The sequence below is a fragment of the Enterobacter sp. I4 genome, assembly GCF_022669095.1.
Lineage (GTDB): Bacteria > Pseudomonadota > Gammaproteobacteria > Enterobacterales > Enterobacteriaceae > Enterobacter > Enterobacter pasteurii.
The window spans coordinates 2,580,518-2,598,250 of sequence record NZ_JALBUO010000001.1 but is presented as its reverse complement, the minus strand read 5'-3'; the positions used below and the strand labels follow the sequence as shown (position 1 = coordinate 2,598,250).

The 17,733-nt window shown below is 55.2% G+C and carries 17 protein-coding genes and 2 pseudogenes; 11 read left to right on the top strand and 8 right to left on the bottom strand.

The annotated features are described in order from the left end of the window. Window positions 1–343 precede the first annotated feature (343 nt). Complete coding sequence (gene spy / locus MOQ06_RS12355; RefSeq protein WP_242173180.1) at window positions 344–838, top strand: ATP-independent periplasmic protein-refolding chaperone Spy; 495 nt, start codon at window positions 344–346, stop codon at window positions 836–838. A gap of 167 nt (window positions 839–1,005) precedes the next feature. Beyond that, window positions 1,006–1,563 (top strand): environmental stress-induced protein Ves, encoded by a 558-nt coding sequence (ves, locus tag MOQ06_RS12350; protein WP_242173178.1) that lies wholly within the window; start codon window positions 1,006–1,008, stop codon window positions 1,561–1,563. Here ves and cho read toward each other — a convergent pair. Both cho and nadE read right to left on the bottom strand, forming a co-directional pair. Beyond that, window positions 1,541–2,419, bottom strand: coding sequence for an excinuclease Cho (gene cho, locus MOQ06_RS12345; RefSeq protein WP_242173176.1), 879 nt, complete (start codon window positions 2,417–2,419; stop codon window positions 1,541–1,543). The genes ves and cho overlap by 23 nt on opposite strands. A gap of 112 nt (window positions 2,420–2,531) precedes the next feature. After that, window positions 2,532–3,359, bottom strand: coding sequence for an ammonia-dependent NAD(+) synthetase (gene nadE / locus MOQ06_RS12340; protein WP_148419086.1), 828 nt, complete (start codon window positions 3,357–3,359; stop codon window positions 2,532–2,534). Between the two features lie 229 nt (window positions 3,360–3,588). On the opposite strand from nadE, the gene osmE reads away from it, so the two are divergent. The 7 genes and pseudogenes from osmE (at window position 3,589) to chbG (ending at window position 9,435) form a co-directional block, all read left to right on the top strand. Next, window positions 3,589–3,933, top strand: a complete 345-nt coding sequence (gene osmE, locus MOQ06_RS12335; protein WP_148419084.1) for an osmotically-inducible lipoprotein OsmE — start codon at window positions 3,589–3,591, stop codon at window positions 3,931–3,933. Between the two features lie 275 nt (window positions 3,934–4,208). Further along, window positions 4,209–4,532: pseudogene (locus tag MOQ06_RS12330) on the top strand (PTS sugar transporter subunit IIB); the annotation flags it as partial. A gap of 80 nt (window positions 4,533–4,612) precedes the next feature. Beyond that, the gene (gene chbC, locus MOQ06_RS12325) at window positions 4,613–5,971 is read left to right on the top strand and encodes a PTS N,N'-diacetylchitobiose transporter subunit IIC (protein ID WP_017384664.1); all 1,359 of its coding nucleotides are present in this window, start codon (window positions 4,613–4,615) and stop codon (window positions 5,969–5,971) included. A gap of 48 nt (window positions 5,972–6,019) precedes the next feature. Next, window positions 6,020–6,367, top strand: a complete 348-nt coding sequence (chbA, locus tag MOQ06_RS12320) for a PTS N,N'-diacetylchitobiose transporter subunit IIA (protein WP_148419080.1) — start codon at window positions 6,020–6,022, stop codon at window positions 6,365–6,367. A gap of 17 nt (window positions 6,368–6,384) precedes the next feature. After that, a pseudogene (gene chbR, locus MOQ06_RS12315) lies at window positions 6,385–7,215 on the top strand (transcriptional regulator ChbR); the annotation flags it as partial. Between the two features lie 109 nt (window positions 7,216–7,324). Next, complete coding sequence (locus tag MOQ06_RS12310) at window positions 7,325–8,674, top strand: 6-phospho-beta-glucosidase (RefSeq protein WP_242173174.1); 1,350 nt, start codon at window positions 7,325–7,327, stop codon at window positions 8,672–8,674. An 11-nt stretch (window positions 8,675–8,685) separates the two neighbouring features. After that, window positions 8,686–9,435, top strand: coding sequence for a chitin disaccharide deacetylase (gene chbG / locus MOQ06_RS12305; protein ID WP_148419074.1), 750 nt, complete (start codon window positions 8,686–8,688; stop codon window positions 9,433–9,435). Window positions 9,436–9,556: 121 nt separating this feature from the next. Here the strand turns inward: chbG and katE are convergent, their stop codons facing one another. Beyond that, complete coding sequence (katE, locus tag MOQ06_RS12300; protein WP_242173172.1) at window positions 9,557–11,806, bottom strand: catalase HPII; 2,250 nt, start codon at window positions 11,804–11,806, stop codon at window positions 9,557–9,559. A gap of 203 nt (window positions 11,807–12,009) precedes the next feature. On the opposite strand from katE, the gene cedA reads away from it, so the two are divergent. After that, a complete protein-coding gene (gene cedA / locus MOQ06_RS12295; RefSeq protein ID WP_209007147.1) occupies window positions 12,010–12,249 on the top strand; it encodes a cell division activator CedA in 240 nt (79 codons plus the stop codon). A gap of 45 nt (window positions 12,250–12,294) precedes the next feature. Here the strand turns inward: cedA and MOQ06_RS12290 are convergent, their stop codons facing one another. The 4 genes from MOQ06_RS12290 to hxpB all read right to left on the bottom strand — a co-directional run bounded on the left by MOQ06_RS12290 (window position 12,295) and on the right by hxpB (window position 16,062). Continuing rightward, the gene (locus tag MOQ06_RS12290) at window positions 12,295–13,686 is read right to left on the bottom strand and encodes an L-cystine transporter (protein ID WP_193356251.1); all 1,392 of its coding nucleotides are present in this window, start codon (window positions 13,684–13,686) and stop codon (window positions 12,295–12,297) included. A gap of 127 nt (window positions 13,687–13,813) precedes the next feature. Continuing rightward, window positions 13,814–14,404, bottom strand: coding sequence for a metal-dependent hydrolase (locus MOQ06_RS12285; RefSeq protein WP_148419067.1), 591 nt, complete (start codon window positions 14,402–14,404; stop codon window positions 13,814–13,816). Window positions 14,405–14,499: 95 nt separating this feature from the next. After that, complete coding sequence (kduD, locus tag MOQ06_RS12280) at window positions 14,500–15,261, bottom strand: 2-dehydro-3-deoxy-D-gluconate 5-dehydrogenase KduD (RefSeq protein WP_176610567.1); 762 nt, start codon at window positions 15,259–15,261, stop codon at window positions 14,500–14,502. Between the two features lie 132 nt (window positions 15,262–15,393). Next, the gene (gene hxpB, locus MOQ06_RS12275) at window positions 15,394–16,062 is read right to left on the bottom strand and encodes a hexitol phosphatase HxpB (RefSeq protein WP_242173171.1); all 669 of its coding nucleotides are present in this window, start codon (window positions 16,060–16,062) and stop codon (window positions 15,394–15,396) included. 142 nt (window positions 16,063–16,204) lie between these two features. On the opposite strand from hxpB, the gene MOQ06_RS12270 reads away from it, so the two are divergent. Next, entirely contained in the window at window positions 16,205–16,741 is a 537-nt protein-coding gene (locus tag MOQ06_RS12270; protein ID WP_193356249.1) for a YniB family protein, read from the top strand. 37 nt (window positions 16,742–16,778) lie between these two features. Here the strand turns inward: MOQ06_RS12270 and MOQ06_RS12265 are convergent, their stop codons facing one another. Further along, window positions 16,779–17,639 carry a fructosamine kinase family protein gene (locus tag MOQ06_RS12265; protein WP_148419059.1) on the bottom strand — a complete coding sequence of 287 codons (861 nt, stop codon included), beginning with the start codon at window positions 17,637–17,639 and terminating at the stop codon, window positions 16,779–16,781. Window positions 17,640–17,733: the final 94 nt, after the last annotated feature.

Sequence of the window (17,733 nt, the reverse complement as noted above, 5' to 3'; positions counted from 1 at the left end):
TCTGATCGTTTTCCCCTCGCGTCGACCGGAGGGGAAACGGTTTATTAATTTCTTAGCGATAAAAGCGTTCTTGTTTTGTTTGCGGAATATTCCTGGATAATTGCTTTATTATTAAACGCCACTTCGCTATACTTCTCCATAATCTCTTTAAAATCATCTTGTTGAATATTTTACTTTCATCTCTCCATTATTTTTCCTTAATTTCTCCACAATTGGCGAAAAAGTGTTTTTTATACTTTCATTGTTTTACCGTTGCTCTGATTAATTGACGCTAAACCCCGTAAAGTTAATCTCGTCAACACGGCATAGCGCCGAAGAATAACTGAAAGTAAGGAAAGACATTATGCGTAAATTAACTGCACTGTTTGTTGCCTCTACCCTGGCTCTGGGCGCAACCAGCACCGCGTTCGCCGCCGATACCGCGACCACCGCCGCCGCGCCAGCTGAAGGCAAAATGATGATGCATCATAAAGGCAAGCCGGGTATGCACCATGAAATGATGATGTTTAAAGATCTGAACCTGACCGACGCGCAGAAACAGCAGATCCGCGACATCAGGAAAAGCCAGCGTGACCAGATGAAGCGTCCTCCGCTGGAAGAGCGCCGCGCGATGCACGACATCATTGCCAGCGACAGCTTCGATAAGGCAAAAGCCGAAGCGCAGATCGACAAGATGGCTGAGCAGCATAAGGCCCGCATGCTGGCCCATATGGAAACCCAGAACAAGATTTACAACATTCTGACGCCGGAACAGAAAAAACAGTTTAATGCCAATTTTGAGAAGCGTCTGACAGAACGTGCCGCGCCGGAAGGTAAAATGCCAGCACCAGCCGAATAATCGGCTCACACTCTTAAGACCGCCGGGCTCCTGTCTACAAAAGCGAAAACGCTGTGGACAGGACCGGCGGTTTTTCTTTTATTCCATGCCTAAGGTCTGGCCTTACCGCTGCCGATAATACCCCTGTGAAAATGCCCATACGCACGGTGCGTCCTTCAGGAGTGGTAATGGAATTCTTTGATATCCGTAAAATGCCGGTCAGCCTCTGGCGTAACGGCGCGGGTGAGACGCGTGAGATTTGCTGTTTCCCTCCCGCGACGCGGGAGTTTTTCTGGCGGGCCAGCATTGCCTCCATCGCCAGCAACGGCGAATTCTCCGCTTTCCCGGGCGTTGACCGGGTGATTACGCTGCTGGAAGGCGGCGAGGTGACCCTGGATGCGGGCAGCGCGTTTTGCCATACCCTGAAGCACCATCAGCCTTACGCCTTTGCGGGGGATCTGGCGGTGAAGGCCGTGCTCACGGAGGGGAAGATGTCGATGGACTTCAACATCATGACCCGGCGGGACCGCTGTCAGGCTAAGGTGCGCGTCGCTAATCGTACGTTCACCACCTTCGCGTCACGTGGCGGCGTGGCGTTCGTGTTAAGCGGTGCCTGGCAGCTGGGAGATAAATTGCTGACCGCCGATCAGGGAGCCAGCTGGGAAGAGGGCACGCATACCCTTCGTTTACTGGCATCGAAAGGCACGCTGCTGTTCAGTGAAATCACCTGGCTGCCGGGTCATTAAGCACGATAATCTCATACTTTCCGGTTAACAGCGGCTTACACAGAATTTTATAGCCGTCCTGATCGAACCCCGCAGGGGTGCGCAGCAGAGCGGCTGCGTCATTCAGGTTTTCGACGGCGCCAAGCCAGAGCCAGTTGCGGATAATGTGATAGTGCGTCATGCCATCGCGGGTTTCCTTCAACGCCACGGCGCCTTCCCACGGCCAGCAGTTGACGCTGATGGAGGCCAGGCCCGCCATAAAGCGGGCATGATGCTCTTCAACGCTCTCCTTTCCGCAGCACGCTCCGGCGCAGCGCTTCAGTGCGGAGCGAAAACAGGCGCGCCCGCGGGTGGTGGCTTCCAGCCCCAACAGGCCATAACAAAGCTGTAATTCATCTGCCAGCGTTTGCAGGGTTTGCAGCGCGGCACGCTTGTTGGCAAACAGGCCGTAGAGATTCGGTTCATGCGAAAAATCGACTTCACGCGCGTAGACGACCTGCGGTTTTCCGGCGTTGACCTGCAGGGAACAAAGCTGGCGGTTGCGGCGCAGGCGTTTATTAAACAGCGGCTGCTGCTCCTTGATAAGCCTGGCTTCGAGCAGAAGCGCGCCCAGCTCGCCTGCCGTCTCTATCCAGGTGATGCGCCGCGACTGCCTGAGCATTGAGGCTTCGTCCGGCGTTCGCAGGTGCGACATTACCCGGCTGCGGATATTGACGCTTTTGCCGATATAAAGCGGCATGGTGTCACTGTCGCCGTGAAAGAAGTAGACGCCAGGCTGTTTAGGCAGCGCCTCAAGCCAGGGGCGAAGATGCTCGGGATATTCGTAGATAGCCGCCGCTTCAAACTCAAGACGCGGGGCGGATTGACGCCTGCTCACATACTGCTCCATATACTGTTCAGGCATACAGTGTAGCAGGAGTTGGGTGGTTAAAAAAGAGCCGGGCGGCGGTACCTCACCCGGCCTGCAAAACTGAGTTACCGTTCTGCTTTTACTTTTTCCAGAAGTCGTCAAACACCGTGATCGGTGGACGGCGCTTGTGCTCGGTTTTCAGATACCAGCCTTCGATAATCTTAGCGGTAGCGTCGTCGAGCGTTTTGCCTTCCAGATAATCGTCAATGTTGTCATAAGTCACGCCCAGCGCCGCTTCATCCGGCAGGGAAGGGCGATCGTCTTCGAGATCGGCCGTTGGCGCTTTCTTGTAGAGATGCTCCGGGCAGCCCAGCGCAGCCAGCAGCTGCTTGCCCTGACGCTTGTTCAGGCGGAAGAGCGGGTTGATGTCCGTGCCGCCATCGCCGTATTTAGTGAAGAAACCGGTAATGGCTTCCGCCGCATGGTCGGTCCCCACCACAACCCCTTTGGTCATCCCGGCGATACTGTACTGCGCCTTCATGCGCTCGCGGGCTTTCTCATTGCCCCGGACAAAATCGCTCAGTTCAATACCGGCTTCGCGCAGCGCCTGCTCGCTTGCCAGCACCGAACCCTTAATGTTCACGGTGAGCACCCGGTCCGGCTGGATAAAGGCGATAGCATCCTGGCAGTCCTGCTCGTCGGCCTGAACGCCGTACGGCAGGCGTACGGCGATAAACTGCAGCGCGGCGTCACCGGTCTCTTCGCGCAGCTCGGAGATGGCCATCTGGCTAAGCTTACCGGCCAGCGTGGAGTCCTGCCCGCCGCTGATGCCCAGCACCAGCGTCTTCAGGAAGGGATGTGCTGACAGATAAGCTTTCAAAAAATCAACGCTACGACGGATCTCTTCATTTGCATCAATCGCAGGTTTCGCGCCCAGCGCCTGAATAATCTCTTGTTGCAGAGCCATTACGCCCTCCCTATGCAGAACCAAACAGAAAGTGATCTGTTAAAACTAACCCTTTGTCGGGAAAACGACAAGGATCACAGTTTTGAGTGTATCGTTTTACAGCGATTTAGCAGCTTATCGTTGTTTTATTAGAATTTTCCGAAATTCGTCTGGCGTAACTCGCAAAGTTGAACAATCGTAATTTTTATCCCATGCTTAGTTAACACGCTGATAAACAAGAGGACGGAATATGAACAAGAACGTAGCAGGAATTTTAAGCGCAGCGGCGGTACTGACTATGCTGGCAGGGTGTACGGCTTACGATCGCACCGCGGATCAGTTCACACAGCCAGTGGTTAAAGACGTCAAGAAAGGCATGACGCGTTCGCAGGTTGCGGCTATTGCCGGTAAACCTTCTTCTGAGGTCACCATGATCCACGCGCGCGGTACCTGCCAGACCTATATTCTGGGTCAACGTGATGGTAAGGCAGAGACGTACTTTGTTGCCCTGGACGATACCGGTCACGTGATCAATTCTGGTTACCAGACCTGTGCTGAATACGACACCGACCCACAGGCACCTAAGGCGCAGTAACCGCGCTTGCCTGAGAGCGTTAAAAAACCGGCCTGAAGGCCGGTTTTTTTATACCTGCGTAAATCTTAATTCTTGCCGCGAATTATTTGCCTGAAATGTGAAGGTAGTCAACAAGCCAGGTCAATGAGAGACAATTTCAGCCTATCCAGAATTATCCCCTCCCTGTACCATTGCGTATACTCACTTCAACGACAAACAATGTTCAGCACACTGTCCGTCAGCCAGGAGAGCGAGTCGAGTGATAGCGCGACGGCGGTCAGACAAACAAGAGGGAAGTTATCATGGAAAAGAAACATATCTACCTGTTCTGCTCTGCGGGCATGTCAACCTCACTGCTGGTTTCAAAGATGCGCGCGCAGGCTGAAAAATATGAAGTCCCCGTGGTGATTGAAGCGTTTCCGGAAACGCTGGCGGGTGAAAAGGGCCAGATGGCGGACGTTATTTTGCTGGGTCCGCAAATTGCGTATATGTTGCCAGAAATTCAGCGTCTGCTGCCGAATAAGCCGGTCGAAGTGATCGATTCTGGCCTGTACGGCAAAATTGATGGTTTAGGTGTATTAAAAGCTGCTGTTGCGGCGATTAAAAAAGCTGCTAATTAATTTTTTATTTTTCCCGTCAAAGAGTAATTTCACACACAATACGCCGTAACCCGCGTTGCGGCATTTAAGGGTATTTTCCTATGAGTAAAGTTATCGCTTCACTTGAAAAGGTACTCCTTCCTTTTGCTGTTAAAATAGGAAAGCAGCCTCACGTTAACGCCATTAAAAACGGTTTTATTAAATTAATGCCGTTGACGTTAGCAGGGGCAATGTTCGTTTTAATTAACAACGTTTTTCTGAGCTTTGGTGAAGGTTCCTTTTTTTATTCATTAGGAATTAGGTTAGACGCATCCACTATTGAAACCCTTAACGGCCTGAAAGCCATTGGCGGCAACGTATACAACGGTACGTTGGGTATTATGTCGCTGATGGCGCCTTTCTTTATAGGAATGGCGCTGGCGGAAGAGCGTAAGGTGGATCCGCTGGCGGCGGGCTTACTGTCTATTGCCGCGTTTATGACCGTCACACCGTACAGCGTGGGCGATGCCTATGCGGTTGGCGCTAACTGGCTGGGCGGGGCAAATATCATTTCCGGTATTATCATCGGGCTGGTGGTGGCCGAAATGTTCACCTTTATCATTCGCCGCAACTGGGTTATCCGCCTGCCGGATAGCGTACCGGCCTCCGTTTCTCGTTCATTTTCCGCGCTGATTCCGGGCTTCATTATTCTCTCCATCATGGGGATTATTGCCTGGGCGCTCTCTCACTGGGGGACTAACTTCCACCAGATCATCATGGACTCTATCTCAACGCCGCTGGCGTCGATGGGTAGCGTGGTCGGTTGGGCGTATGTCATCTTTACCTCCCTGCTGTGGTTCTTCGGCGTGCATGGTTCACTGGCACTGGCGGCGCTGGACAGCGGCATTATGACCCCGTGGGCACTGGAAAACGTTGCGCTTTACCAGCAGTACGGCTCCGTTGACGCGGCGCTGGCAGCCGGTAAAACCTTCCATGTGTGGGCGAAGCCGATGCTTGACTCCTATATCTTCCTGGGGGGGACCGGGGCGACGCTGGGTCTTATCATCGCGGTCTTTATTGTCTCTCGCCGCGCTGACCATCGTCAGGTTGCGAAGCTGGCCCTGCCGTCAGGTATCTTCCAGATCAACGAGCCAATCCTGTTTGGTCTGCCAATTATCATGAACCCGGTGATGTTCATTCCATTTATCCTGGTTCAGCCGCTGCTGGCTGCAATTACGCTGACGGCGTACTACCTGGGCATTATCCCGCCGGTGACCAACATTGCACCGTGGACGATGCCGGCCGGTCTGGGCGCGTTCTTCAACACCAACGGTAGCGTAGCCGCCTTCCTGCTGGCGATATTCAACCTCGGAATCGCAACCCTGCTCTACATGCCGTTCGTTGCGATTGCCAACAAAGCCGCAACGGTTATCGATGAAGAAGAGAGCGAAGAGGATATCGCCCTCGCACTGAAATTCTAAAAATTGCACGGCGCGGGGCAACCCGCGCCGGCTAAAAGGAGCTAAAAGATGTTAGATTTGGATAGTATCGTTGCCGAAGAGGCCGCAGAGAACGATCTGGAAGAAGTGGTGATGGGCCTTATCATCAACTCCGGGCAGGCGCGCAGCCTGGCGTATGCCGCGCTCAAGCAGGCCAAGCAGGGCGATTTCGTCGCCGCGAAAACCATGATGGATCAGTCCCGCACCGCGTTAAACGAAGCGCACCTGGTGCAGACGAAGCTCATTGAAGGCGATCAGGGCGAAGGGAAGATGAAGGTGAGCCTGGTGCTGGTTCATGCGCAGGATCACCTGATGACCTCCATGCTGGCGCGCGAGCTGGTGGCAGAGCTCATCGAGCTTCACGAGAAGATGCAGTAAGTCCGAACAGGCATCAGGAGGTCAGCACGATGGAAATCAAAACCGCACATGAGCAGCAGCTGTTTAATGGCAAAAATTTTCACGTGGTTATTTACAACAAAACGGAGAGCGCCAGTGGTCTGCACCAGCATGACTACTACGAGTTCACGATTGTTCTGACCGGCCGATACTACCAGGAGATCAACGGTAAGCGCGTCCTGCTTGAGCGCGGCGATTTCGTCTTTCTGCCGATGGGCTCTTATCACCAGAGCTTTTATGAATTTGGTGCTACGCGTATCCTGAACGTGGGGGTGAGCCGGCGCTTCTTCGAAAAGCACTATCTGCCGCTGGTGCCGTTCTGCTTCGTGGCGTCACAGGTGTATCGCGTCAAAAACGAGTTTATGACCTGGATTGAAACGGTTATAGCCTCGCTGAACTTCCGCGACAGTGAATTTGATGAATTTATTGAAACCGTGACGTTCTACGTGATGAACCGTCTTCGCCATCACCGTGAAGAACAGCAGGTGGTTGATGATATTCCGCAGTGGCTGCGCAGTACCGTGGAGCTGATGCACGACAAAGGGCAGTTCAGCGATAACGCGCTTGAAAATATGGTGGCGCTGTCGGGTAAATCTCAGGAATATTTAACGCGCGCCACGCAGCGTTATTACCGCAAAACCCCGGTGCAAATTATTAATGAAATCCGCATTAATTTTGCCAAAAAACAGCTGGAAATTACTAACTACTCGGTCACCGATATTGCTTACGAATCCGGTTACAGTAGCCCCAGCCTGTTTATTAAAACCTTTAAAAAGTTTACTTCATTCACACCGAACAGTTACCGCAAAAATTTAACGGTAATAAATTAACCTTCCGCGGATTATCCGCGACGAACATTGACGTAATTGCTTGCCCAAATAGCGGGAAGAGAACGCTATACCTTGCAGGCGGTTAACCTGATACGCTAAGGGAGATATTATGCAACAGAAATTAAAAGTCGTGACCATCGGCGGCGGCAGCAGCTATACCCCGGAATTACTTGAAGGTTTCCTGAAACGTTATCATGAATTACCGGTCAGCGAGTTATGGCTGGTGGATGTGGAAGAAGGCCAAGAAAAGCTGAATATTATTTTCGACCTGTGCAAACGCATGGTTGAAAAAGCCGGTGTGCCGTTAACCGTGCATAAAACGCTGGATCGCCGCCTGGCGCTGAAGGATGCTGACTTCGTAACCACGCAGCTGCGCGTTGGTCAGCTTAAGGCGCGCGAGCTTGACGAGCGTATTCCGCTGAGCCACGGTTATCTGGGCCAGGAAACTAACGGCGCAGGCGGCCTGTTTAAAGGTCTGCGTACCATTCCGGTGGTTTTTGACATCATTAAAGACGTGGAAGAGATTTGCCCGAACGCCTGGGTCATAAACTTCACCAATCCGGCCGGGATGGTGACCGAGGCAGTCTATCGCCACACCGGCTTCAAACGCTTTATCGGCGTCTGCAACATTCCGATCGGCATGAAAATGTTCATTCGCGACGTGCTGGAACTGACCGACAGCGATGAACTCTCCATTGACCTGTTCGGCCTCAACCACATGGTATTCATCAAGGACGTGATGGTGAACGGGCAGTCGCGCTTTGCGGAGCTGCTCGACGGCGTCGCCTCCGGTCGCCTGACCGCGGCCTCGGTGAAAAACATCTTCGATCTGCCGTTCAGCGAAGGGCTGATCCGCTCCCTGAATCTGCTGCCGTGCTCGTATCTTCTCTACTACTTCAAGCAGAAAGAGATGCTGGCGATTGAAATGGGCGAGTACTACAAAGGCGGCGCGCGTGCGCAGGTTGTGCAGAAAGTGGAGAAGCAGCTTTTTGATTTGTATAAAGATCCGAACCTCAACGTGAAGCCGAAAGAGCTGGAGCAGCGCGGCGGGGCGTACTATTCCGATGCAGCGTGTGAGGTGATCAACGCCATTTACAATGACAAGCAGGCCGAGCACTATGTGAACGTTCCGCATCATGGGCACATCGACAATATTCCGGCAGACTGGGCCGTTGAGATGACCTGTATCCTTGGGCGCGAGGGGGCAAAACCGCATCCGCGCATTACCCACTTCGACGATAAGGTGATGGGCCTCATTCATACCATCAAGGGCTTTGAAGTGGCCGCAAGCAACGCGGCGCTGAGCGGCGAGCTGAATGACGTGCTGCTGGCGCTGAACCTGAGCCCGCTGGTGCATTCTGACCGTGATGCCGAAAAACTCGCGAGCGAAATGATCCTGGCGCATGAAAAATGGCTGCCAAACTTTGCCGCCACGGTTGAGAAGCTCAAACACCGTTAAGAGGAGGCGCGATGGAAAACCTGCTGATCGTAAATGCCGATGATTTTGGCCTGTCGAAAGGGCAGAACTACGGCATTATTGAGGCCTGTCGCCGGGGCGTCGTGACCTCCACAACAGCGCTTATCAACGGCGAGGCGGCGGAACACGCGGCTCAGCTGAGCCGTGAGGTACCAGAGCTGGGCGTGGGTATGCACTTTGTGCTGACGCTTGGGCTACCGCTGTCGCCAATGCCGGGCCTGACGCGCGACGGGCAGCTGGGTAAATGGATTTGGGAACTGGCGGAGCAGAACGCGCTGCCGCTCGATGAGATTGCCCGCGAGCTGGACTGCCAGTTTAATCGCTTTGTCGACGCGTTTGGCCGTGAGCCAACGCATATTGACAGTCACCATCATGTGCATATGATCCCGGCGATTTTCCCGATAGTGGCAGAGTTTGCCCAGCGCAAAGGCGTGGCGATGCGCGTGGATCGTGACGTGCGCGGGTTGCCGGAGGTCGCCGTAACGGCAACGGACGGGTTCAGCAGCGCATTTTACGGCGACGCGATCGACGAAGCGCTGTTCCTCAGGGTGCTGGACGATTCTGCCGCAAAAGGGGAGCGCTCGCTTGAGGTGATGGCGCACCCGGCGTTTATCGACCAGACCGTGCGTAAGAGCGCCTACTGCTGGCCGCGCCTGGATGAACTGGATGTCCTGACATCGGCGTCTCTGAAGCACGCGATTGCCGAACGTGGGTATCGTCTGGGGACGTTCCGGGATCTTTAAAAAGTGCCGGTGTCGCGATAAAAGCAAAACGGTAACCCCTGGGTTACCGTTTTAATTATTGATTCCCTCTCCCGTGGGAGAGGGGCGCGGGCATCAGGCCGCACAACCGGGTATGGTTTGCTTACGCCGGGATCTCGTCGGTTTTACTGCTGCGCGACCACACGCGGTGCGCGGCGAGCAGATCAAACAGCCGGGTCATGAACGCATCGTCAACGCTATCCCCCTCAACAATGCCTTCTTCCCCCTGGTCCGGCACCTTCAGCAGGGTTTTAAACTTCCGCGCATCGCCTGCCAGGGCTATCGGCTTCAGGTGCTTATAGGCTTCCAGAAGATAATAGGCGGCATCACCGTTGCCGAGAAGGCTCTCTACGTCACCGCACGGCATAATCACCGCATCAACCGTCAGCGACGGTGCGCCCGCAAAGGTGGCGGCAATCGGCAGGACAGAGCCGTCATCGGCCGTTACTTCGCCCATGCGTGAGTAAAGCAGCTTGGCATGCACTCCCTGGGTTTTCAGCGCCTTCATGATCCCCAGCACGTCGCTGGCGCGGGTTTTATCGTTCAGCAGGATCGCCACCACGCGGCCCTTAATTGACCCGCCGGGTACCGCATACAGGCTCAGGGACGGATCCTTTTTCAGCCCGTTCACGTCTTTCGGCGGTGCGGCATGGCACTGCTCGTCGGTGAGCGTAATTCCGAGGTTGTTCGCCACGCCCTGGGCAAGCTGAATATCAATATGCGCCAGATGATCGACCACGCGCTCGCGAATGTACGTGCGCACCACCTTGCTCAGCTCAAAGCTGAAGCCGCCGATAATATGCTGCTGTTCAATCGGGGTCTGGCTGTTCCAGAACAGGCGAGGATGGGCGTAGTATTCGCCGAAGGACGGGCTGCGCTCGCGAATTTTCGTTCCATCAACGCGCTCCTGATACGACTCAAACCCGCCGCGCTTCGGTGCCGGCGGCGTTTCACGCGGCCAGTTATCGTTAATGGAGTTCGGTTCGTAGTTCGCCGGGTTGGTGTCAATATCCTGGCGGTGCATCCCGTCACGCTGGAAGTTGTGGTACGGGCAGGTTGGACGGTTGATCGGAATTTCGTGGAAGTTAGGCCCGCCGAGTCGGCTGATCTGCGTATCGGTGTAGGAAAAGAGGCGGCCCTGAAGCAGCGGATCGTTGGTGAAATCCAGCCCCGGCACGATGTGGCCCGGGTGGAACGCCGCCTGCTCATTCTCGGCAAAGAAATTGTCCGGGTTGCGGTTAAGCACCATTTTGCCCACCAGCTGAACCGGCACCAGCTCTTCGGGAATAAGCTTGGTCGGATCGAGCAGGTCGAAGTCGAATTTGAACTCGTCCTCTTCCGGAATCAGCTGTAACCCCAGCTCGTATTCCGGGAAATCTCCGGCTTCAATGGATTCCCACAGTTCTCGGCGGTGGAAGTCCGGATCGCGACCGGTGAGCTTCTGCGCTTCATCCCATACCAGGGACGCTTTCCCCGCGACCGGCTTCCAGTGGAAACGTACAAACGTTGCCTTACCTTCGGCATTGATCAGACGGAAGGTATGAATACCAAACCCTTCCATGGTGCGGTAGCTGCGCGGGATCCCGCGGTCAGACATCGCCCACATCACGTTGTGCAGGGTTTCCGGCTGCAGCGAGACATAGTCCCAGAAGGTGTCATGTGCGCTTTGTCCCTGCGGTATGGCCCAGTGAGGCTCTGGTTTTACCGCATGGACAAAGTCAGGAAACTTATGCGCATCCTGAATGAAGAAAACCGGGGTGTTATTGCCGACGAGGTCGAAAATACCTTCTTCGGTGTAGAATTTGGTGGCGAAGCCGCGAATATCACGCACCGTGTCGGCCGAGCCTGCGCCGCCCTGTACGGTGGAGAAGCGCACGAACACCGGGGTGATTTTATTCGGGTCGGACAAGAAATCCGCTTTGGTTACCTCTTTCAGGCTCTTATACGGCTGGAAATAGCCGTGCGCTGCGGAGCCACGCGCGTGAACGATACGCTCAGGAATACGCTCATGGTCGAAATGGGTGATCTTTTCCCGCAGGATGAAATCTTCCAGCAGCGTCGGGCCGCGCGTTCCGGCACGCAGGGAGTTCTGGTCATCGGCGATACGCACGCCCTGATTGGTGGTCAGCGCATAGCCTTCGCCCCCTTTGCGGTGCGGATCGAGGGATTTTAACTTCTCGTTTTCCGCATCGGGGGACTTCATGCTTCCCGGTGCGGTAGGCTGTTCCCCCGGTGCGGAAGGGCCCGGGGATGGTTTATGAGAGCCGTCAGCAGGGGCGAGTGAATCCATTCCCGGTTGAGATTCTTCGGTGCCATGAATGGGTGACTGATGTGGTTTATCATTGTTCGACATTGCACGCTTCTCCTTTGTTCATTCCTAAAAACCCTATTAAGGATAGAACAATGTTATGAATTAGCAGGCGAACTAAGAGTTTTCAGAGCGATTGATTAGCGAAAGGAGCCATCTGCCACACGCCGGGCGCGACGGGCGGGGTGAGGATCGGCTATGATAGAAATTTCCTGCTTTAAGAATTTGCTTTAGTGAACCAGTCGCTTATGAAACCTCTTCGTCAACAAAACCGCCAGGTTATTAGCTATGTGCCCCGCGTTGAACCCGCGCCGCCAGACCACGCCCAGAAAGTGGATGGTTTTCGCGATGTCTGGATGTTGCGGGGTAAATACGTGGCCTTTGTGCTGATCGGCGAGCACTTCCGTCGGTCTCCCGCATTTACGGTGCCGGAGTCGGCGCAGCGTTGGGCGGTACAGGTTCGCCAGGATGAAGAGGTTGAAGAGTAGCAGACAAAAAAAACCGCCATCAGGCGGTTTTTTTACAGTCGTTAATTAACGGTGCGCCAGCTCGGCGTCGTCTTCGCTTTCCAGAACCGCTTTGTCGGTCTGCTTCAGCCACTGGCTGGTCAGCGTACCGGCGGTCATCGAGCCGCTGACGTTAAGCGCGGTACGACCCATATCGATTAACGGCTCTACGGAAATCAGCAGGGCAACCAGCGTCACCGGCAGGCCCAGCGCAGGCAGAACAATCAGCGCGGCGAACGTCGCCCCGCCACCCACGCCCGCCACGCCCGCGGAGCTGATGGTTACGATACCCACCAGCGTCGCAATCCAGACCGGATCCAGCGGGTTGATGCCCACCGTCGGCGCTACCATCACGGCCAGCATTGCCGGGTAGAGGCCCGCACAGCCGTTCTGTCCAATGGTGGCACCAAATGAGGCGGAGAAGCTGGCGATAGACTCCGGCACGCCCAGACGACGGGTCTGCGCTTCCACGTTCAGCGGGATAGAGGCCGCGCTGGAACGGCTGGTGAAGGCGAAGGTCAGCACCGGCCAGACCTTACGGAAGTATTTCAGCGGGCTAACGCCGTTCACGCCAAGCAGGATGCCGTGCACAATAAACATAATGCCCAGACCCAGGTATGAGGCAATCACAAAGCTACCCAGCTTAATGATGTCCTGCAGGTTCGAGCCTGCCACTACCTTGGTCATCAGCGCCAGCACGCCGTACGGCGTCAGCTGCATCACCAGACGTACCAGCTTCATCACCCAGCTTTGCAGGGTATCGATGGCCGTCAGAACGCGCTCGCCCTTAGGCGCATCGTCCTTCAGCAGCTTCAGCGCAGCCACGCCCAGAAACGCGGCGAAGATAACCACGCTGATAATGGAGGTTGGGCTTGCACCGGTCAGATCGGCAAACGGGTTCTTCGGAATGAAGGAGAGCACCATCTGCGGAACGGTGAGATCGGCCACTTTACCCGCGTAGTTGGTCTGGATCGCCGTCAGACGCGCGGTTTCAGCGCTGCCCTGAACCAGGCCCTCTGCGGTCAGGCCGAACAGGTTAGTCACCAGCACACCCACCAGCGCCGCAATCAGCGTGGTGAAGAGCAGGGTGCCGATGGTCAGGAAGCTGATTTTACCCAGCTGCGTCGCGTTGTGCAGACGGGCAACGGCGCTCAGAATAGACGCGAACACCAGCGGCATGACGATCATTTGCAGCAGCTGCACATAGCCGTTGCCGACAATGTTGAACCACTGGATGGACTCTTTCAGTACCGGGCTATCGGAGCCGTAGACGGCGTGCAGGGCCAGCCCAAACACGACACCCATCACCAGACCGACCAGCACCTTTTTCGCCAGGCTCCACTGTTTGTGGCGCGCCTGGGCAAGAAGCAATAGCAATACGACGAACACAACGATGTTCGCTATGAGTGGAAAATTCATCCCCGTTCTCCTGATTTATTATACGGTCGATTTTTACCGAACCTGTTGGCGCAAGGTTAGCAGAAGTGTGATGTGGCGCTTATATCCATATGGAATGGTTTATGACAAATGTGATTATTTTGTCGGTTTAATGTTCAATCTGGTGATTAATGAAACGATTGAACTGATATTGCAGCGAATTGATCATCTGCGACGACCAGCGCACTGCACCATTTTCGGGCAACGTCTGCGGCATCCAGACGGCATACGCAAACAGCGCCATGCACAGGACGCGCTCCAGCTGGTTGCCTTTTTGCGGAACGAGGATCGGCAGACGAAAGCGCCAGCGGCACGGCCAGAGCAGCGGAACGCCGGCCGGCGTCAGCATGTCGGCAAGAATATGGCTCAGATAGCCGAGCACCATGCCCTGAATGGCATCCGCCGGGACTATCCAGCTGTCGGGCACTTTTAAGTAGAAGAGCGTCAGCAGGCCAAACACGGCCAGCAGGCTGTGGGTGAACCCGCGGTGGCCAAAGGCTCTGGCGATGGGCTTTGAGATCCACTTCAGCCGCTGGCCGAGGAATGATTTGGGATGATCGATGTCGGGCAGCAGGCAGGTCAGCACGGCAGAAGGGACAATATGCCACCAGTCCCCCTGTGCCAGCACAGGGGTTAGCTCAGCGTTTTTGGCAAACACTGCACAGGCAAGAGAAAAAAGCAGGTGGCCTTCCGCCGTCATGATAAAACCCGGTAAACTGTCGATTCATACAGTATAGGGTTTTTATACAGTGTGCGAAAGAGGTGACGGTGTAACTCTTTGTCACAAACGCCCGGCTAGCGTGCCAGCCAGCCCCCGTCGACGGCAAGGGTATGGCCGTTAACGTAATCAGACGCCTTCGAGGCGAGAAAGACCACCGGGCCCTGCAAATCTTCCGGCAGCCCCCAGCGGCCCGCGGGGATACGGTCGAGGATCGCCTGGCTTCGCTGCTCGTCATCGCGAAGCTGTTGGGTGTTATTTGTTGCCATATAGCCCGGCGCGATGGCGTTCACGTTGATGCCGAGCGGTGCCCATTCGTTTGCCAGCAGGCGGGTCAGCCCCAGCACGCCGCTTTTGGATGCCGTATAAGAGGGCACGCGGATGCCGCCCTGGAAGGAGAGCATGGAGGCGATATTTATGATCTTTCCGCCCTGACCCTGAGCAATAAACCGTTTCGCTACCGCCTGGGAAAGGAAAAAGACCGATTTAAGATTGAGGTCGATCACCTCGTCCCAGTCCTTCTCGCTGAATTCAAGGGCGTCGGCGCGGCGAATGGTTCCGGCATTGTTAACCAGAATATCGATACGTCCCATCCCGGCGACCGCGCTGTCCACCACGCTCTGAATATTTTCCTGCCTGCCGAGATCGGCACGGATCGCGATAAAGCGTCGCCCGAGCGCGGTGACACGCGCTGCCGTTTCATCAGGCGCCTTGCGGTTTACGCCCACGATGTCGCATCCCGCCCCGGCGAGTGCAACGGCCATGCCTTGCCCCAGACCCGTATCGCACCCGGTCACCATCGCCACTTTTCCCGCCAGAGTAAAAGCATCCATTATCATACGCGCCTCAGAAGTCAGGTTATTGTCATTCTGCACGTAAGAATAGGAGCCTGGAATGAGAAAAGCAAATAAACTAAAACGTTGTTTTAATTCTTTGATGCAGGCAGCCGAAGCTGCCTGAAAAGCGGATCACTACCCGCGCAGATGGCGGGCAGTCAGTTCTTCAAGAGACGTCAGCCTGACGTCCGCGAGGGCAAAGCGGGGATCGTGTCGACCTTCTTCAGCCGGCACGACGATGGAGCGCATACGTGCGGCTTTTGAGGCCACCATTCCGTTAACGGAATCTTCCAGCGCCACGCAGGTGAGCGGGTCAAGCCCCAGCTTAGCGGCGCAGTCCAGATAGACCTGCGGATGCGGCTTGCTGTAGGGAAGCTTTTCGGCCGACGCCAGCGCGTCGAAGCTGTCGCGCAGCCCGAACATGATGAGCACTTTTTCCAGCATGTGCAGCGGCGAGGCGGAAGCCAGGCCCACCTTCAGCCCTTGCGCCTTGCACAGCGCGATAGCCTCGCGGACTCCCGGCAATAAAGGCTTATGCTCTTCAACCAGCGAGATGGCGCGGTTGATGATGCGCGCCGTAACCTCTTCGCGGTCGGGGCCAACCCACGGCTGGTGGGCATACCAAAGGTCAACCACCATATCGATGCGCAGCCCCAGGGTGTCGGGAAGCTCGCTACGACGACTGATATCGACGCCGAGGCTGGCCATCACGTCCAGTTCAGCCCGATCCCACAGCGGTTCGGAATCAATCAGTAATCCATCCATGTCAAAAATAGCGGCAAGTATCTGGCGCGGTGTCGACATTACAACATCTCCTTATCATAGGGGGTAAGACGAACGGTGCTAAGCACAGGCAATTTAGCATATTGCATTCAAAGATCGGGCGAAAATGACCGACAGCAGGTAGACTTAGGCACAAATAACGCGTCTTTATGAAGAGGAACTAATGACGTATCAACAGGCTGGACGCATCGCGGTCTTAAAACGTATCGCTGGTTGGGTTATTTTCATTCCCGCCCTGATTTCAACGCTGATTTCCGTACTCAAATTTATGTACGAACGCAGCGAAAAACAGCCGGGCATCAATGCCGTCATGCTTGATTTTGCTCACGTAATGATTGAGATGATGCGGTTCAACACGCCGTTCCTGAATTTCTTCTGGCATAACTCGCCCACGCCGAATTTTCACGAGCAGCTCAACGTGGGGTTCTGGATTATCTTTGCGCTAATTTTTATCGCGATGGCGCTTCAGGCTTCCGGCGCACGAATGAGTCGCCAGACCCGCTTTTTACGTGAAGGGGTGGAAGATCGGCTGATCCTTGAGAAGGCGAAAGGGCCGGAAGGGATGACCCGCGAGCAGATTGAATCGCGGATTGTTGTACCGCGCCACACCATTTTTGTGCAGTTTTTCCCGCTCTATATACTGCCGGTCATTATCATTGTGGCCGGGTATTTCTTCTTTACCCTGCTCGGCTTCCTGTAGGCGCAAAGCGGGTGGCGCGTTGCCACCCGTTCAGCCGCTATGCCGCCAGAATGCGATCCAGCGCGCGCTGGGCATTCACAAGGTGGCCCCCTCCAAACAAAATGGCCCGGTTCAGCAGGGTGTAAAGCTGGTAGACCGGCTGACGCTCAAGGAAATCCGGCGGCAGCGGCGATACCGACTGATAGCCATCGTAAATTTGCGGCGGCTGTTCAGGATGCAGCGGCAGCATCGCAAGATCGCACTCTCTGTCGCCCCAGTAGCAGGCCGGGTCGTAAATATACGGACCATCAGGCCCAAGCGCGCAGTTATCCGACCACAAATCACCGTGTAAAAGGGAAGGCTGAGGCTGATGCGAGGCCAGTCGCTGCTGGACGTGTTCGACGATGGCGTCGATATTGCCGAACGCTAATCCTTTTTCAGCGGCCAGCTCCAGCTGCCAGCCGATGCGCTGTTCGGCAAAGAATGTCGACCAGCGGCGCTGCCAGGCGTTTGGCTGCGGGGTTGTGGAGAGGTCGTTATCGAAATCCAGCCCGAACTGCGGCTGATCGCTCCACTGGTGCAGCCGGGCAATCTGCTGTCCGAGAATAAAGGCATTGTGCGCATCCAGGGGGCGAGGGGGAAGATAGTTCATCACCAGAAAGCTGTAGTCGCGATCGCTGCCGACGGCTAATACCTGCGGAACGGTGACCGTTTTACTGCGCGACAGCAGTTCAAGCTGATCGGCCTCGGCCGTAAAAATGGGGAGCAGTTCGCGCTCGTCACATTTAACGAAAAGATCGCGCCCGGCGTATCGTAAATGCCACGCGGCGTGGATCTCTCCGCCTGGCAGTTCGTTACGCAGTTCAATTTCACCTTCACCCAGTTGCTCGCTTAAAAGATGACTGATAGCCTGCCACATGATGTCTCTCCCATGTTGTCTGCCAGATCATAAAGTTAGCGCAAAATCGCTGTAAAAAAACAGGAACTAACGCACAACTGAGCGGTTTAATTTT

Excerpts from the sequence above, each read along its gene's own strand:
- spy (WP_242173180.1), top strand. The coding sequence starts at position 344 with ATGCGTAAATTAACTGCACTGTTTGTTGCCTCTACCCTGGCTCTGGGC.
- ves (WP_242173178.1), top strand. The coding sequence starts at position 1,006 with ATGGAATTCTTTGATATCCGTAAAATGCCGGTCAGCCTCTGGCGTAAC.
- nadE (WP_148419086.1), bottom strand. The coding sequence starts at position 3,359 with ATGGCTCTGCAACAAGAGATTATTCAGGCGCTGGGCGCGAAACCTGCG.
- osmE (WP_148419084.1), top strand. The coding sequence starts at position 3,589 with ATGAACAAGAACGTAGCAGGAATTTTAAGCGCAGCGGCGGTACTGACT.
- chbC (WP_017384664.1), top strand. The coding sequence starts at position 4,613 with ATGAGTAAAGTTATCGCTTCACTTGAAAAGGTACTCCTTCCTTTTGCT.
- chbA (WP_148419080.1), top strand. The coding sequence starts at position 6,020 with ATGTTAGATTTGGATAGTATCGTTGCCGAAGAGGCCGCAGAGAACGAT.
- MOQ06_RS12310 (WP_242173174.1), top strand. The coding sequence starts at position 7,325 with ATGCAACAGAAATTAAAAGTCGTGACCATCGGCGGCGGCAGCAGCTAT.
- chbG (WP_148419074.1), top strand. The coding sequence starts at position 8,686 with ATGGAAAACCTGCTGATCGTAAATGCCGATGATTTTGGCCTGTCGAAA.
- katE (WP_242173172.1), bottom strand. The coding sequence starts at position 11,806 with ATGTCGAACAATGATAAACCACATCAGTCACCCATTCATGGCACCGAA.
- cedA (WP_209007147.1), top strand. The coding sequence starts at position 12,010 with ATGAAACCTCTTCGTCAACAAAACCGCCAGGTTATTAGCTATGTGCCC.
- MOQ06_RS12290 (WP_193356251.1), bottom strand. The coding sequence starts at position 13,686 with ATGAATTTTCCACTCATAGCGAACATCGTTGTGTTCGTCGTATTGCTA.
- MOQ06_RS12285 (WP_148419067.1), bottom strand. The coding sequence starts at position 14,404 with ATGACGGCGGAAGGCCACCTGCTTTTTTCTCTTGCCTGTGCAGTGTTT.
- kduD (WP_176610567.1), bottom strand. The coding sequence starts at position 15,261 with ATGATAATGGATGCTTTTACTCTGGCGGGAAAAGTGGCGATGGTGACC.
- hxpB (WP_242173171.1), bottom strand. The coding sequence starts at position 16,062 with ATGTCGACACCGCGCCAGATACTTGCCGCTATTTTTGACATGGATGGA.
- MOQ06_RS12270 (WP_193356249.1), top strand. The coding sequence starts at position 16,205 with ATGACGTATCAACAGGCTGGACGCATCGCGGTCTTAAAACGTATCGCT.
- MOQ06_RS12265 (WP_148419059.1), bottom strand. The coding sequence starts at position 17,639 with ATGTGGCAGGCTATCAGTCATCTTTTAAGCGAGCAACTGGGTGAAGGT.